We start from the raw sequence: 13,954 nt of genomic DNA on the forward strand, positions 1-13,954 counted from the left end.
GTCAGCACGAACGGAGTGAGTGGGCGTTACCGCCCCGTCCAGTTCCCCGGCCGCTTCTCGACGAAGGCGGCCATGCCTTCCTTCTGGTCCTCGGTCCCGAACAGGCCGTTGAACAGCCGGCGCTCGAACTGGACGCCCTGCGCCAGCGGCATCTCGAAGGCGGCGTTCACCATCTCCTTGTTGGCGAGGACCGCGAGCGGCGCCATCGATGCGATCGTCGCTGCGGTCTTCACTGCCTCCTCGACCAGATCGGCGGCGGGGACGATGCGGGCGACGAGGCCAGCGCGCTCGGCCTCTTCGGCATCCATCATCCGGCCGGTCAGCACCATCTCCATCGCTTTGGCCTTGCCCACCGCATGCGCTAGCCGCTGCGACCCGCCCATGCCCGGCGTGACGCCGAGCTTGATCTCTGGCTGGCCGAACTTCGCGGTATCGGCGGCGAGGATGAAGTCGCACATCATCGCGAGCTCGCACCCGCCGCCCAGCGCATAGCCCGCGACCGCGGCGATGATGGGTTTGCGAGTCCGCCCGAACGCCTCCCATCCGGCGAAGTGGTTGGTACAGTACATGTCGGCGAAGCCCATCGCCGACATCTCCTTGATGTCCGCCCCCGCAGCGAACGCCTTCTCGCTGCCGGTAATGACCGCGCAGCCTTGTCCTGCATCGGCATCGAACGCGGCGAGCGCGGCGAGCAGGTCGGCCAGCACTTGGGCGTTGAGCGCGTTGAGCGCCTTGGGCCGGTTCAGCGTGATGAGCGTGACGCGCTCGCGCAGTTCGACGGTGATGGTTTCGTACGTCATGCGGGGTTCCATTCCTCGTCGGCGGGCAGGGGTGCGAAGATGCGGTCGATCAGGTGGTCGCTGACCGCCTGGGGTGTGGCAGGGTCCCAGCGGGGGGCGTGATCCTTGTCGATGATGACCGCGCGCACGCCCTCGACGATATCGGGCCGCTGGACGACATGGGCGGCGACGGCGAACTCCTGGCGCATCTCGTCCTCGAACGTCGGCATCGCGCGGCCATCGAGAAGGAGCTTGAGGCTGACCTTCATCGCCTGCGGCGATTTGGTCGCGAGCAGCTTGCGCTGGTCGCGCGCGAAGTTGCTGTCGTCCTTGTCGAGGGCGTCGAGGATTTCCTCGAGCCTGTCACTGGCGAACAGACGGTCGATCGTCTCTCGGTGTGCGAGAATCACCGCCTCCGGCACGGGCGCTGACAGGTCAGCGAGCAGCGCTTCGATCCCCCGCGGATCGGCGGCGATCCGGCGCTTCGCTTCATCGAGTGCCCCGGCGGGCAGATAATGGGTGGCGAGCCCCAGTGCCATGCACTCGGCCCCGTCCAGCCGGTGGCCGGTGAGCGCCAGGAACTGTCCCATCCGCCCCGGCAGCCGCGACAGATACCAGCCGCCGCCCACGTCGGGGAATAGCCCGATCGACGTCTCGGGCATCGCGAAGCGGGTGTTTTCGGTCGCGACACGGAACGTCGCCGGCTGGCTGATGCCCACGCCGCCGCCCATCGTGATGCCGTCCATGAACGCGACGACCGGCTTGGCGAAGGTGAAGAGCCGGTGGTTCATCGAATATTCCACGCGGAAGAAATCGCGCGCCGCCTGCCCGTCCGAAGCACTCGACTCGGCGATCAGGCGGATGTCGCCCCCCGCGCAGAAACCCCTGCCCTCCGCATGGTCGATGCTCACCGCTTCCACCGACGGATCGTCGGCCCATTCGCCGAGCGCGTCCAGCACCGCGCGGCACATGTCGGCGGTCAGCGCATGGATCGCCTTGGGCCGATTGAGCCGGATGCGGCCGAGCGCGCCCGCGCGCTCGATGATGATGTCGTCAGTCATCTGAACCCTTCAGTACGCCGCTTCGGCAAGCTCAGCGGCTTTTCAGGACGAACGGAGTTGTTCTCAGCCCGCACCGTTCGTCCTGAGTAGGAGCTGAGCGCAGTCAAAGACCTGTATCGATGGATCACCCCTGCCGCAGCAGATCGCGCCCGACGATCATCCGCATCACCTGGTTCGTGCCCTCCAGGATCGAATGGACGCGCAGATCGCGCCAGAAGCGCTCGATCGGATAATCCTGCAGATAGCCATAGCCGCCATGCAACTGCAGCGCCCGGTCGACCACCGCGGAACCCGTATCGGTCGCCAGCCGCTTCGCCATAGCGGCGAAGCGCGTCTTGTCGGGGGCGTTCGCCGTCACCTTGGCGGCGGCCATGTAGAGAAGCGCGCGCGCGGCCTCCAACTCGGTCGCCATGTCGGCAAGGGTGAATTGCGTGTTCTGGAACTCTGCGATCGCCTGCCCGAACTGCTTGCGGTCCTTGGTATAGGCGATCGCCTCGTCGAGGCAGCGCTGCGCGCCGCCCAGCGAGCACGCCCCGATATTGAGCCGCCCGCCGTCGAGCCCCATCATCGCGATGCGGAACCCCTCGCCCTCGCCGCCGACGAGATTGGCGACGGGCACGCGCACCTCCTCCAGGATCACCGCGCGCGTCGGCTGCGAGTGCCAGCCGAGCTTCTTTTCGTTCGCGCCGAAGCTGACGCCCGGCATGTCGCGCTCGATCGCAAGGCAGGAGATGCCCTTCGGCCCCTCCTCGCCCGTCCGGCACATGACGAGATAGAGCTCGTTCTCGCCGCCGCCCGAGATGAACTGCTTGGTGCCGGTGACGACATAATGATCGCCGTCGCGCACCGCCCGCGTCTTCAATGCCGCCGCGTCGGAGCCCGACGAGGGTTCGGTCAGGCAATAGCTCGCCAGCCATTCGGCGCCGACCAGGCGGGGGAGATAGCGGTCCTTGATCTCCGCCGACCCGAACCGGTCGAGCATCCACGCGGCCATGTTGTGGATCGAGATGAACGCGCTGGTCGAGGGACAGCCATAAGCCATCGCCTCCATGATCAGCGCCGCCTCGAGCCGGCCGAGGCCGATGCCGCCCGACTCCTCGCCGACATAGATCGCGCCGAAGCCCAGTTCGGCCGCGGCCTGCACCACGTCGCGGGGAAAGTGGTGCGTCTCGTCCCACTCGCTCGCGAACGGCGTGATGCGATCAGCGGTAAACCGGCGCGCAAGCTCCTGGATCTCGCGCTGGTCGTCGGTCAGGTCGAACTGGTCGGTCATTCGCGCGAGGACTCCGTAGAGGCGATGGCGACGGCGGCAAGCGACGTTCCGATCACCGCCGCCATCCAAAGATAATAGCCGGCATGGTAGGTGACGATCGCCTTCGGCCCCGTCGTGTCGGGAATAGTGCGCCAGAACAAGGCTGCGATCGCACAAGCCATCAGGGCGATGCCGAGGATGGTCAGCAGCCGCGGTCTCGTCACCCGCGTCCGCGCGATCAGCAGCCATGCGGCCAACAGGAAGAGATTGGCAAGCCAAGCCGGCTGGCCCAGCGGCACCTCGGTCCAGCCGAGGATCAGGATCGCGAAGCCGGCAAAAGGCTTTCCGTTGCTCATCGTCGCCGCGGTCCCGCCTATCGACGCCGCCCAGAGCAGGCCGAGTGCCACGATCGCAACACGCCGCACGCGCGGGGTCAGCAGCGACGGGCTCACACCGCGCACCGCGTATAGGTGACGGGTTCCATCCCCGCCTCGGTCCGGGTCAGCCGCTCGCCGTCGGCCGACAGCGACAGCACCGCGCGGCGCTCCCACGTCTCGCCCTCGCCCGACATGGCGAGCTTCAACGCGATCTCGCGCGGAGCGCGGCGCTCGATCTCGCTCGCGACGCCCTCGCTCTCGTAGAAGACCAGCCGGTCGGCGGCGACGCGGACGCGCATTGTCGCCGACCGCGCACAACCGTCGCGCCCGGCCCAGATGCCGCGCCATTCGGCGGGGATCGCGTCGGTCGGGCCAGTGGCTGCCGCCGCCTCGGTCGCGCTTGCCTCGGGCTCGGGCGTCTCCTCCGGCGTCGGAACGGGTTCCGGCGAAGGCGATGGCGATGGCTCGGGGACCGCGACCGACACATTGGCCTCGCTGTCCTCGCCCGCACTGCCGCAGGCGGCAAGGAGCAGGGTCGATGCGAGCACAAAGCGGTTCATGGCGCAGGCGTCTCCTTCAGCACCCGCGCGTCGTACCAGCCGCCAAGCTGCTTGCCATCATACCAGCGCGGTGCGGGCAATCCCTTCGCCCAAGCCACGGCTTCGACAAGGGTTCCCTGCGCGCTCGGCACATCGATCGTTGCCGCCTGTGCGGCGATCGGGTCGGCGAAGGCAGCGTCGGCGGACACGAAGCGCCAGCCCCGCCGCTTCAGCTCGGCGATCAGGTCGGGGAGGAAGCGCGCGGCGAGGTCGGTTTCGTGCATCAGCATGACGTGCGCCGGCGAGCGACCTGTCGCCTTCACCGCCAGCGCGTCGTAGAAGTCGGCGGCATCGGCCTGCGTCTCGACATAGAGCGCGCGCAGCGCCGCCATGTCGATCGGCTTGCCCGCCTTCACCGCCTCGATCGTGCGCTGCTCGAGATACCAGTCCGATCCATCGGCGGTGACATAGCCGTTGGCGAGCCGCCGCTCGGCCAGCGCCGCGCGGACGGCGTCGCGCTTCACCTTGTCGTCGCGACCCTCGTTCAGATAGGGGAAGCGGAACCACGGCCGAAAGCCCGCGCGGCCGCGCAGCCAGACATCGGCGCGGTCGATATCGGCGACATAGGCATTGGCCGGCACCGCTGTAAGCGCGAGGTGCGAAAAGCCGTGATTGGCGATGACATGGCCGGCGCGGACATAGTCGGCGATCCGCCGCTCGCCGCCCGCCCCCTCGGGCTTCGCCAGCGAGCCCGGATTGACGAAGAACGCCGCACCGCGCACGCCGCCTTCCCTCAGCGCCGCGATGATCCGCCGCGTCCGCTCGTCGGGCGAGTACCACGCGCCGGGCGATCGCGGCACGTCGTCGAACGTGAGCGCGATCCGCTTCTGCGCCTGCACGGGCGCCGCGACCAGCAGCGCGAGCGTGAACATCAGCGCCCAGACAAGAGCTTGCGCTGACCAACCTCGCACGTCATGCCGCTCGGCGCGGCACATGCCCGCCGGGGAGAGTCGAATGCGAGTTGCCATGGTGTTCATGATCTTGGCGCTTGGTGGATGCACCACGACCGACCGCAATCGGGTCGCGTTCTCGCTTTGCGATCGGACGCCCGGCTGCACGACGAGTCGCGACGAACCAACCGCCGGGCCGGAGCACCAGCGTGAGGTCGAGCGCGTCCTGCGACCCGGTCCGGTCGTTCGAGGCGACTGAGCGCCCTCATCCCATCGTCGGAATGACGAACGCGTTGCTGCCGTCGGGCGCGCCGTCGGGCCAGCGCTGCGTCACTGTCTTCACCTTCGTCCAGAACCGCACGCCCTCCATCCCGTGCTGGTTGACGTCGCCGAACGCCGAGCGCTTCCACCCGCCGAAGCTGTGATAGGCGACCGGCACCGGGATTGGCACGTTGATGCCGACCATCCCGACCTCGACTCTTGCCGCGAACTCGCGCGCGGCATGGCCGTTGCGGGTGAAGATCGCAACGCCGTTGCCGTACTGGTGCTCGCTGGGCAGACGCAGCGCCATCTCGAAATCGGGCGCGCGGACGATCTGGAGAACAGGGCCGAAAATCTCCTCCTTGTACGACTGCATCTGGGGCGTCACGCGGTCGAATAGCGACGGCCCGATGAAGAATCCGTCTTCATGCCCTTGCAGCTTGAACCCACGGCCATCGACGACGAGTTCCGCCCCCTCGTCCACGCCGGTCTGGATCCAGTTTTCGACGCGCGCCTTGTGCGCGGCGTTCACCACCGGCCCGTAATGCGCATCGGCATCGGTCGACACGCCCACGCGCAGCGCCTCGATCGCGGGGATCAGCTTTTCGCGCAGGCGGTCGGCGGTCTGGTCGCCGACCGGCACGACGACGGGCAGCGCCATGCACCGCTCGCCGGCCGAACCGAAGGCGGCGCCCGACAGGTCGTTGACGACCTGGTCGAGGTCGGCGTCGGGCATGACGATGCCGTGGTTCTTGGCGCCGCCCATTGCCTGCACGCGCTTCCCCGCCTCAACGCCGCGGCGATAGACATAGTGCGCGATGTCCGACGAGCCGACGAAGCTGACCGCCGCGATCGCCGGGTGGTCGAGGATCGCGTCGACCATCTCCTTGTCGCCATGTACGACCTGCAGGATGCCCTCCGGCGCGCCAGCCTCGCGCATCAACTCGGCGAGACGGACGGGGACCGAGGGGTCGCGCTCGCTCGGCTTCAGGATGAAGGCGTTGCCACAGGCGATGGCGACGCCGAACATCCACATCGGGATCATCGCAGGGAAGTTGAACGGCGTGATGCCCGCACCGATCCCGAGCGGCGTGCGCATCGAATAGACGTCGATGCCCGGCCCCGCGCCTTGCGTATACTCGCCCTTCAAAGCGTGCGGGATGCCGCAGGCGAATTCCACGACCTCGAGGCCGCGCTGGATATCGCCCTTGGCGTCGGCGATCACCTTGCCATGCTCGGACGAGAGCATGTGAGCGAGGGCGTCCATGTTCGCCTCGACCAGTTCCTTGAAGCGGAACATGACGCGGGCGCGGCGCTGCGGGTTGGTGGCGGCCCAGGCCGGCTGCGCGGCGCGGGCGGCGGCGATGGCGGCTTCCAGCTCTGCGGCGCTGCCCAGCTTCACCTGCGCCTGCACCTGGCCGCTGTTGGGATCGAACACCTCGCCGGTCCGGCCTGCGCCGCCGGATCCGGCGGCACCGGCGATGAAATGGTCGATGATCCGCATGACATTCTCTCCTGTGGCCACTCCAATCGCACCTGACGCCATTGCAGGCAACGCGCGACTTTGCTTGTGTCGCCTGCAATCATGCAGCCACCGGACTGGAACGACCTCCGCATCTTCCTCGCCATCGCTCGCGGCGGCCAGATCGCGCGGGCGGCGCGGGCGCTCGGGGTCGACGCGACGACGATCGGTCGACGGCTGCGCAAGCTCGAGCGCGACCTCGGCCAGCGGCTGTTCGAGCAGACCCGCGACGGCCAGGCGCTCACTCAAGCCGGCGAGCGCCTCCTCGCGCAGGTCGAGGCGATGCAGGCCGCCGCCGACGCGATCGGCGAGCCGGGCGGCGCGAGCGGCCTGTCCGGCACGCTCCGCATCAGCGTGTCGGAGGGGTTCGGCACCTGGTACCTGTCGCCCCGCATCGCCGACTTCGCGGCGCAGCATCCGGGCCTGACGCTCGACCTCGCCGCCAATAGCGGCTTCCTCAGCCCGTCGAAGCGTGAGACCGACATCGCCATCCTCCTCGCCCGCCCCCGCGCCGGACAGGTGGTGGCGTCGCGCCTTACCGACTATGCGCTCGGCTTCTATGCCGCGGCCAATTATCTTGCGGCGACGGGCGAGCCGCGCGGCCTCGGCGCCGTCCGTAGCCGCACGCTGGTCGGCTATGTCCCCGACCTTCTCTACGCGCCCGAGCTGCGCTATCTGAAGGGGCTTGGCGACGGCCTCGTTCCCCGCATTCGCAGCACCAGCATCAATGCCCAGGCGCAGGCGATCCGCGCGGGCGCGGGGCTGGGCATCCTGCCGCGCTTCATCGGCGATGCCGACCCCACGCTCCGCCGGATCGTCGACGAGGTCGCGATCCGCCGCACCTTCTGGCTCGTCACCCACCGCGACAACCAGCGCCTTGCCCGGATCGAGGCGTTCAAGCGCTGGATCGGCGAGCGGGTCGTGGCGGACGCCGCACTGTTCGCCGGCTGACGGCGATCGACCGCAGCGGGTGCGTCAGCGCCAGCCTTCTGCTAACCGCCCGCCCATGACGATACGTGCCTCGAACCCTGAACGCCGGCCGGAGGAACGCCGATGACGCCGCGTGAGCTTGTCGGCGTGGCAGAGGTGCCCGGCGGCCCGCCGCTCCGCCTGTTCCGGCGGGGCGGCGACTTCATGATCGTGCTCGACCGCAACGAGCTGATGAGCACGCGCATGAGCGGGTCGGAGGTCGCGCTCGGCACGCTCGCGTGCGACCGGATTGCCAGCCGCCCCGCGCCCCGGCTGCTGATCGGCGGCTATGGCATGGGATTTACGCTGCGGGCGGTGCTTGCCCGCGTCGGGGCCGATGCCGAGGTGGTGGTCGCCGAACTCGTCCCCGGCATCGTCGAATGGGCGCGCGGGCCGATGGCGGCACTGACCGCCGGCTGCCTTGACGACCCGCGCGTCACGCTGGTGATGGGCGATGTGGGCGCGGTCATGCGGGAGCCGCGTCAGGGGTTCGACGCGATCCTGCTCGACGTCGATAACGGCCCCGATGGCCTGACGCGAGAGGCGAACGGCGATCTCTACGTGCCGAGCGGCCTGGCCGACGCAAAGCGCGCGCTCCGGCCGGGCGGCACGCTGGCGGTCTGGTCCGCCGCGCCCGATCCGTCGTTCACCCGCCGCCTCATCAAGACCGGCTTCGAGGTCGAGGAAGTGCGCGTGCGGGCGCGCGAGAACGGCAAAGGCGCGACGCACCTCATCTGGCTGGCACGATCGCCGAATGGCTGACCGGCTGAGGTCAGCGGCCGGGAACGTCGGGGATCAGCGATGAGAGGAAGATGGTGGAGCCGAGGGGGATCGAACCCCTGACCTTCGCAATGCCATTGCCTGAAAAGCTGCTCCAACCATTGTTTTTCCACGCTTTTCTTAAGCGATACCACCCAGAACGTGACAAGAACATCGCCATCCTGCGATACCGCTGCGATACCAGCTTTTCCGTTGCGGAGCACGCCCTAGCTCGCCTCTATCAGCGAAATGCGATAGCATTGATTACGTAAAATCGCGAGGCTGTTTCTTCGTAACTGGGGTCCGCCAGACCGCAGCAAGCTGCGTACTCGACGCGATTGGCTCGAGCGCTCGAGGCCGTGCGATGAACTCGAGAACCGCGAAAGCCACTACGGTTCGACCGCGAGACTCGCCGCAGAGAGCTAATCAGGCCGCCGGGATTGCGCGGCCATTTAGGATGTGATTTCGAAATGAGGGGACGGGCACCGGACGATACTGCCGGCAACATGATTGGCCGGTGGAGCGGCGTGGCAAGAGGACCTTCGACGCGGAAGAGCGGGACACATGACGATGATCGATCTTGACACACTGCGGCGTGAAATCCGCGCGCTCGACTTTGTGCGAGGCAGTCTCGCCGAGGATGCGATGTGGCGCGAGGACGACAAGGATGCCCGCGCTAATCTCGCGATCGAGGGCATGGCGCTGACGCCTGGGGATGAGGCGCTATTCGACCTGATGCGCGACGAACGTGTGCCCCCTGCCCTCTGTTCGCAAATTCTCCTCAGGCTGTTCGGCCATCCCGATGCCGATTCAGCGCTGGCCATCACGCCCACCGACGCGACCAGCTGCGCCGACACGAATCGGGCCGGTTTAGGATGCTGATCGGGGGGATAGTCCTGATGGCGAGCGGTAGCTGGTTCAGGGGAGATCTTCGGCGTCGGCAAGGTCGTAATCGACGTGCGGTTCCTGCTCACCGGCCTGATCCTGTCTGCGACATAACCGGAGCTGGAATGGTCGTCGAAAGCACGAAGATCGGCAGGTCGACCCTACCGATGGCCAGCAGCTCAGCCTAGAAATCCCCAATCTTCGTGCTTTCGACGACCATTGGTGTGCCACGTGGCACATCCATCTTTCGAGGAGTCTTGTCCGAAGAGGAGACAGCCCCTATCAGGTCAGGACATGCGGCATCCACTGGATTGTCCGTTTCCCGCGTAGGGAACTAGCACCGGGGCCGCCCTACAAGGCGGCCCTCGGTTTTCCTGACCAGCCTGTTCCTTCAGATGCAGTAGGTTGCGTGCAACATGGTCGTCTCCGCTGTTGCCTTTGGCATCAAGGGGCGGCCTTCGTAGTGCTGTTCGTGGGTCTTGCGACCTGGCGGCCCCTACCGCCGAAATCAGCCGATCGCCTTGAACACACCGTCAACGAAGCTACCCCGCTCAACTTTTCCGTTCAGCTTGCGGATCATCACATCGGGATTGTCGCTCTCGAGCCAATAGAGCGGCACGTTCTTCTTCACTGAAAGCCGGACGCCGGCCTTCGCCAATCGTTCTGTCACTCGCTCGAGCGCTTGGGTGCTGGCGTTTACACTGTGCTGGACTAACGCTTCGGAAGGCGCAGGCGCTCTCACCGTTACGCTGCCGAACCGCGTTTTACTGGTTTTCACCTTCGTAGCGCCGGGCTGAATGATCCTATCGGTCATCGTCATATCCTGCCCACGCAGCTGAGTTAGATTGTCCCTTCAAACATAACGCCTTTGGCGTGTTACGGTTAGGGCCGGCCTCCGAATCGCCGACGATAGCGACGAACTGCCCGAAAGGCTCTCGGCATCGGGAGCTGACCCTATCTGCTTATGTGCACTGCAGCCTCCCCGCGCCTGGATGCTAACTCTGTGGGGCCGTCGCGAGGCTTGATAGATCGATCATCGGATCGATCGGCACGCCGGATTCCTTGCGTTCGGAATAGCGGTCGACGAGCTGGGCAGCGTGCGGGCGCAGCAGTACCGTGAACCGCACCAGCTCCTCCATCACGTCCACGATACGGTCATAGTAGCTCGACGGCTTCATCCGTCCGCCATCATCGAACTCGTTGAACGCCTTGGCGACGCTCGACTGGTTCGGGATCGTCACCATCCGCATCCAGCGGCCCAGCACTCGCAGCGTGTTGACGCTGTTGAACGACTGCGATCCGGCCGACACCTGCATGACCGCGAGCGTTCGCCACTGCGTCGGGCGCATCCCGCCCATCGACAGCGGCAAATGGTCGATCTGCAACTTCATGATGCCGGTGATCTGACCGTGGCGTTCCGGGCTGCACCACACCTGACCCTCCGACCATAAAGACAGCTCGCGCAGCTCGTGGACGGCCGGATGGTCATCGCCGGCATGTTGGTCGGGCAGCGGCAGGGTCGACGGATCGAAGATGCGTGTCTCGCAGCCGAAGAACCGGAGCAGGCGCGCCGCTTCCTCGACGCACAGCCGGGAGAAGGACCGTTCGCGCAGCGAACCATAGAGCAGGAGGATACGCGGTGCGGGATCGAGCGGGCCAAGCCCCAGCGCCGGCCGCTGGATGGCATAGGCAGGATCGAGCGCCGGCAGGGTATCGGGATCGGCAAGCGTGCGGAGCGGCATCAAGAGGCTTTCAGTATCGTCATGCTCCGCGTGAGCCGAGCAGGATGACGCAGGTTCCGACAAGGCACAGGGCTGCACCGCCTACGTCCCAGCGATGGGGCCGGACGCCCTCGACGCCCCATAGCCAGAGCAGCGAGGCGCAGATGTAAATGCCGCCATAGGCGGCATATGCCCGGCCTGCGGCTTCACTGTCCACGCGGGTCAGCAGCCATGCGAACAGGATCAGCGAGGCGATACCGGGTGCCAGCCACACCGGCGACTTTCCCATGCGAAGCCACGCCCAGAAGGCGAAGCATCCGGCGATCTCCGCGAGCGCCGCGCCAATGTAGATCAGCGCCGTCATCCGATCGTGATCCTCAATGCCAGCGCCGCGAGCGTGATGAGCAGGACCGGCACGGTGAGCGTGACGCCCACCCGGAAGTAATAGCCCCATCCGATCCGCACGCCCTTCTGCCCGAGGACGTGGAGCCAGAGCAGCGTCGCGAGCGATCCGATCGGCGTCAGCTTGGGACCGAGATCGCAGCCGATCACGTTGGCGTAGATCATCGCTTCCCTGATCGCGCCCGTGGCGTGGGTGGCATCAATCGACAGCGCGCCCACCAGCACGGTGGGCATGTTGTTCATCACCGACGACAGGACTGCCGCAATCATACCCGTACCCAGCGCGGCGCCCCATACGCCGCCTTGCGCCGTGCGATCGAGCAGCGCTGCCAGATGGTCGGTCAGGCCGGCGTTCCGCAGGCCGTAGACGACCAGGTACATGCCGAGCGAGAAGATCACGACCTGCCAGGGCGCGCCGCGCAGCACCTTGGCCGTTGGGATCACATGGCCCCGCCCCGCGATCACCAGCAACATGATCGCGCCGGCCGCGGCCACGGCGCTGACCGGCACGCCGAGCGGTTCGAGCAGGAAGAAGCCGGCGAGCAGCAGTGCAAGAACGATCCAGCCCGCACGGAACGTCGCGGCATCGCGGATCGCGTCACGCGGCGCGCGCAGTGCCCCCACGTCATAGTCCGCCGGTATGTCGCGCCGGAAGAACAGCAACAGCGCGCCTAGCGTGGCGGCAATCGACACCAGATCGACCGGCACCATCACGGCCGCGTGTTCGCCGAACCCGATCTTGAAGAAATCGGCCGACACAATGTTGACGAGGTTCGAGACGACCAGCGGCAGGCTGGCGGTGTCGGCGATGAACCCCGCCGCCATGACGAACGCCAGCGTCGCCTTGTCCTTGAAGCCGAGCGCCCGCAGCATGGCGATGACGATCGGCGTCAGGATCAACGCCGCGCCGTCGTTGGCAAACAGCGCGGACACGCCTGCGCCGAGCAGCACGATCAGGGCGAACAGCCGGCGACCGTGCCCCCTGCCCCAGCGGGCGACGTGGAGCGCCGCCCATTCGAAGAATCCGGCTTCATCGAGCAGCAGGCTGATGACGATTATCGCGACGAACGCGGCGGTCGCGTTCCAGACGATGCCCCATACCACCGGCACGTCGGACAGCGTGACCACCCCCGCGAGCAGCGCCACGACGGCCCCGCCCATCGCGCTCCACCCGATCCCGAGTCCCTTGGGTTGCCAGATGACGAGCGCGATCGTGGCGACGAAGATCAGGACGGCAAGGAGCATCAGGCGAGGCGCTGGCCCGAGGCATCGACCACCTGTTCGCCGTCTTCCTTGGCGAACGCGCCGAGCTGCTCGCTCGGTAGCAGGTCGAGGACGGCTTCGGATGGTCGGCACAGCTTCACGCCGAGCGGCGACACGACCAGCGGCCGGTTGATAAGGATCGGATGCGCCATCATCGCGTCCACCAGCGCGTCGTCGGTCAGCGACGTATCGCCCAAGCCGAGTTCGGCATAGGGCGTCCCCTTCTCGCGCAGCAGCTCGCGCGGCGTCATGCCGGCGCGGTCGATCAGGTCGACCAGCAACGCGCGGGCGGGCGGGGCTTTCAGATATTCGACCACATGCGGCTCGATGCCGGCATTGCGGATCATCGCCAGCGTGTTGCGCGACGTGCCGCACTCGGGATTGTGGTAGATGACGATATCGACGGCCACGGGACGTCCTTTCAGTAGCAGGGGGTGAGTTCGGCGACGAGTGGCGCGCACAGCGCCGCATTGCCGGCGCAGCAATCCTTGACGAGGAACAGCGTCAGAGCGCGCAGCCCATCCAGATCAGCACGGTAGATGATCGAGCGGCTATGCCGTTCGGAGTGGACCAGACCGGCGCGCGCGAGGATGCCGAGATGCGCCGACATAGTGTTTTGCGGCACGTCGAGCTGACGGGCGATATCGCCCGCGGCCAAGCCATCCGGTTCGTGCCGCACCAGCAACCGGAAGACGTCGAGGCGGGTGCCCTGTGCAAGGGCGCCCAGCGCGGCAATAGCTGAGTCGTTTTCCATATATCCAGCATAGCGGATATATTAACACAATCTACTGTGCGCGGTATTCAATCCACAAAGCAGGAGACGGCACCGATTGCCTATAATCGCAGGCCAAGGCGCGGACCGACCCATATCAAGCCAAGATAGAGCAGAATGGTGAGAAGGCACCCCGAGCCTAGCGCCAGCCAGAATGGTACGTTGCGCCCGAGCAACGCGGGGATCAGCAGGAACATCGGCAACGATGGCAGCACGAACCAGAAGGTCGCCCCAGCGTGAGACGCCATCAACGCCCGATCTTGGGTATCACGCCACAGCCATATCATTCCCGACACCGACACGAGCGGTAACGACGCGACCATTGCGCCGATGCCGGGACTCCGCTTGGCGATCTCCGAGACTGCCGCGATGATTGCGCCGGAGATCAGTGCTTTGATGACGACATAGAGCATAGCCTGGTTGTGAACTCCGATCGTCAGGA

The 13,954-nt window shown here is 66.6% G+C and carries 17 protein-coding genes and 1 tRNA gene; 3 read left to right on the forward strand and 15 right to left on the reverse strand.

The features are described from left to right. Positions 1–26: 26 nt before the first annotated feature. The 7 genes from COC42_RS05260 to COC42_RS05295 form a co-directional block, all read right to left on the reverse strand. Positions 27–800, reverse strand: a complete 774-nt coding sequence (locus tag COC42_RS05260; protein ID WP_096343111.1) for an enoyl-CoA hydratase — start codon at positions 798–800, stop codon at positions 27–29. Further along, positions 797–1,840 carry an enoyl-CoA hydratase/isomerase family protein gene (locus COC42_RS05265; protein ID WP_096342160.1) on the reverse strand — a complete coding sequence of 348 codons (1,044 nt, stop codon included), beginning with the start codon at positions 1,838–1,840 and terminating at the stop codon, positions 797–799. Before COC42_RS05265 ends, COC42_RS05260 begins: the two co-directional genes overlap by 4 nt. A 124-nt stretch (positions 1,841–1,964) precedes the next feature. Beyond that, entirely contained in the window at positions 1,965–3,113 is a 1,149-nt protein-coding gene (locus tag COC42_RS05270) for an acyl-CoA dehydrogenase family protein (RefSeq protein WP_096342161.1), read from the reverse strand. Continuing rightward, positions 3,110–3,544, reverse strand: coding sequence for a hypothetical protein (locus tag COC42_RS05275; protein ID WP_141395784.1), 435 nt, complete (start codon positions 3,542–3,544; stop codon positions 3,110–3,112). The genes COC42_RS05270 and COC42_RS05275 overlap by 4 nt, the downstream gene beginning before the upstream one ends. Next, positions 3,541–4,029, reverse strand: a complete 489-nt coding sequence (locus COC42_RS05280) for a hypothetical protein (protein ID WP_096342163.1) — start codon at positions 4,027–4,029, stop codon at positions 3,541–3,543. Before COC42_RS05280 ends, COC42_RS05275 begins: the two co-directional genes overlap by 4 nt. After that, on the reverse strand, positions 4,026–5,045 hold the full coding sequence (locus tag COC42_RS05285; RefSeq protein ID WP_245843864.1) for a polysaccharide deacetylase family protein: 1,020 nt from the start codon (positions 5,043–5,045) through the stop codon (positions 4,026–4,028). Before COC42_RS05285 ends, COC42_RS05280 begins: the two co-directional genes overlap by 4 nt. 178 nt (positions 5,046–5,223) lie before the next feature. Then, entirely contained in the window at positions 5,224–6,723 is a 1,500-nt protein-coding gene (locus COC42_RS05295; protein ID WP_096342166.1) for a CoA-acylating methylmalonate-semialdehyde dehydrogenase, read from the reverse strand. An 81-nt stretch (positions 6,724–6,804) separates the two neighbouring features. Here COC42_RS05295 and COC42_RS05300 point away from each other — a divergent pair, with 81 nt between their 5' ends. Both COC42_RS05300 and COC42_RS05305 read left to right on the forward strand, forming a co-directional pair. Then, positions 6,805–7,692 carry a LysR family transcriptional regulator gene (locus tag COC42_RS05300; RefSeq protein ID WP_096342167.1) on the forward strand — a complete coding sequence of 296 codons (888 nt, stop codon included), beginning with the start codon at positions 6,805–6,807 and terminating at the stop codon, positions 7,690–7,692. A 102-nt stretch (positions 7,693–7,794) separates the two neighbouring features. Further along, positions 7,795–8,472: a spermidine synthase gene (locus COC42_RS05305; RefSeq protein WP_096342168.1), complete on the forward strand. Its 678-nt coding sequence runs from the start codon at positions 7,795–7,797 to the stop codon at positions 8,470–8,472. Between the two features lie 51 nt (positions 8,473–8,523). Here the strand turns inward: COC42_RS05305 and COC42_RS17600 are convergent. Further along, positions 8,524–8,586 (reverse strand) — tRNA-OTHER (locus COC42_RS17600). 447 nt (positions 8,587–9,033) lie between these two features. On the opposite strand from COC42_RS17600, the gene COC42_RS05310 reads away from it, so the two are divergent. Further along, positions 9,034–9,351: a hypothetical protein gene (locus COC42_RS05310; protein ID WP_096342169.1), complete on the forward strand. Its 318-nt coding sequence runs from the start codon at positions 9,034–9,036 to the stop codon at positions 9,349–9,351. 511 nt (positions 9,352–9,862) lie between these two features. On the opposite strand, the gene COC42_RS05315 is transcribed toward COC42_RS05310, so the two are convergent. From COC42_RS05315 to COC42_RS05345, 7 genes are all read right to left on the reverse strand, one after another. After that, positions 9,863–10,168, reverse strand: coding sequence for a hypothetical protein (locus tag COC42_RS05315; RefSeq protein ID WP_096343112.1), 306 nt, complete (start codon positions 10,166–10,168; stop codon positions 9,863–9,865). A 181-nt stretch (positions 10,169–10,349) separates the two neighbouring features. Next, positions 10,350–11,096, reverse strand: coding sequence for an arsenical resistance protein ArsH (arsH, locus tag COC42_RS05320; RefSeq protein WP_096342170.1), 747 nt, complete (start codon positions 11,094–11,096; stop codon positions 10,350–10,352). Between the two features lie 19 nt (positions 11,097–11,115). Continuing rightward, positions 11,116–11,439, reverse strand: a complete 324-nt coding sequence (locus COC42_RS05325) for a YnfA family protein (protein WP_096342171.1) — start codon at positions 11,437–11,439, stop codon at positions 11,116–11,118. Then, the gene (locus tag COC42_RS05330; protein WP_096342172.1) at positions 11,436–12,722 is read right to left on the reverse strand and encodes an arsenic transporter; all 1,287 of its coding nucleotides are present in this window, start codon (positions 12,720–12,722) and stop codon (positions 11,436–11,438) included. The genes COC42_RS05325 and COC42_RS05330 overlap by 4 nt, the downstream gene beginning before the upstream one ends. Continuing rightward, a complete protein-coding gene (arsC, locus tag COC42_RS05335; protein ID WP_096342173.1) occupies positions 12,722–13,150 on the reverse strand; it encodes an arsenate reductase (glutaredoxin) in 429 nt (142 codons plus the stop codon). Before arsC ends, COC42_RS05330 begins: the two co-directional genes overlap by 1 nt. A gap of 11 nt (positions 13,151–13,161) precedes the next feature. Beyond that, positions 13,162–13,494 (reverse strand): ArsR/SmtB family transcription factor, encoded by a 333-nt coding sequence (locus COC42_RS05340; RefSeq protein WP_096342174.1) that lies wholly within the window; start codon positions 13,492–13,494, stop codon positions 13,162–13,164. A gap of 80 nt (positions 13,495–13,574) precedes the next feature. Then, positions 13,575–13,925: a DUF3147 family protein gene (locus COC42_RS05345; RefSeq protein ID WP_096342175.1), complete on the reverse strand. Its 351-nt coding sequence runs from the start codon at positions 13,923–13,925 to the stop codon at positions 13,575–13,577. Between the last annotated feature and the right edge of the window lie 29 nt (positions 13,926–13,954).

The organism is Sphingomonas spermidinifaciens, assembly GCF_002351485.1.
Lineage (GTDB): Bacteria > Pseudomonadota > Alphaproteobacteria > Sphingomonadales > Sphingomonadaceae > Sphingomonas > Sphingomonas spermidinifaciens.

Bases quoted from the DNA above. Each gene is read 5' to 3' on its own strand.
- COC42_RS05260 (WP_096343111.1), bottom strand. From the start codon at position 800: ATGACGTACGAAACCATCACCGTCGAACTGCGCGAGCGCGTCACGCTC.
- COC42_RS05265 (WP_096342160.1), bottom strand. From the start codon at position 1,840: ATGACTGACGACATCATCATCGAGCGCGCGGGCGCGCTCGGCCGCATC.
- COC42_RS05270 (WP_096342161.1), bottom strand. From the start codon at position 3,113: ATGACCGACCAGTTCGACCTGACCGACGACCAGCGCGAGATCCAGGAG.
- COC42_RS05280 (WP_096342163.1), bottom strand. From the start codon at position 4,029: ATGAACCGCTTTGTGCTCGCATCGACCCTGCTCCTTGCCGCCTGCGGC.
- COC42_RS05285 (WP_245843864.1), bottom strand. From the start codon at position 5,045: ATGAACACCATGGCAACTCGCATTCGACTCTCCCCGGCGGGCATGTGC.
- COC42_RS05295 (WP_096342166.1), bottom strand. From the start codon at position 6,723: ATGCGGATCATCGACCATTTCATCGCCGGTGCCGCCGGATCCGGCGGC.
- COC42_RS05300 (WP_096342167.1), top strand. From the start codon at position 6,805: ATGCAGCCACCGGACTGGAACGACCTCCGCATCTTCCTCGCCATCGCT.
- COC42_RS05305 (WP_096342168.1), top strand. From the start codon at position 7,795: ATGACGCCGCGTGAGCTTGTCGGCGTGGCAGAGGTGCCCGGCGGCCCG.
- COC42_RS05310 (WP_096342169.1), top strand. From the start codon at position 9,034: ATGACGATGATCGATCTTGACACACTGCGGCGTGAAATCCGCGCGCTC.
- COC42_RS05315 (WP_096343112.1), bottom strand. From the start codon at position 10,168: ATGACCGATAGGATCATTCAGCCCGGCGCTACGAAGGTGAAAACCAGT.
- arsH (WP_096342170.1), bottom strand. From the start codon at position 11,096: ATGCCGCTCCGCACGCTTGCCGATCCCGATACCCTGCCGGCGCTCGAT.
- COC42_RS05325 (WP_096342171.1), bottom strand. From the start codon at position 11,439: ATGACGGCGCTGATCTACATTGGCGCGGCGCTCGCGGAGATCGCCGGA.
- COC42_RS05330 (WP_096342172.1), bottom strand. From the start codon at position 12,722: ATGCTCCTTGCCGTCCTGATCTTCGTCGCCACGATCGCGCTCGTCATC.
- COC42_RS05340 (WP_096342174.1), bottom strand. From the start codon at position 13,494: ATGGAAAACGACTCAGCTATTGCCGCGCTGGGCGCCCTTGCACAGGGC.
- COC42_RS05345 (WP_096342175.1), bottom strand. From the start codon at position 13,925: ATGCTCTATGTCGTCATCAAAGCACTGATCTCCGGCGCAATCATCGCG.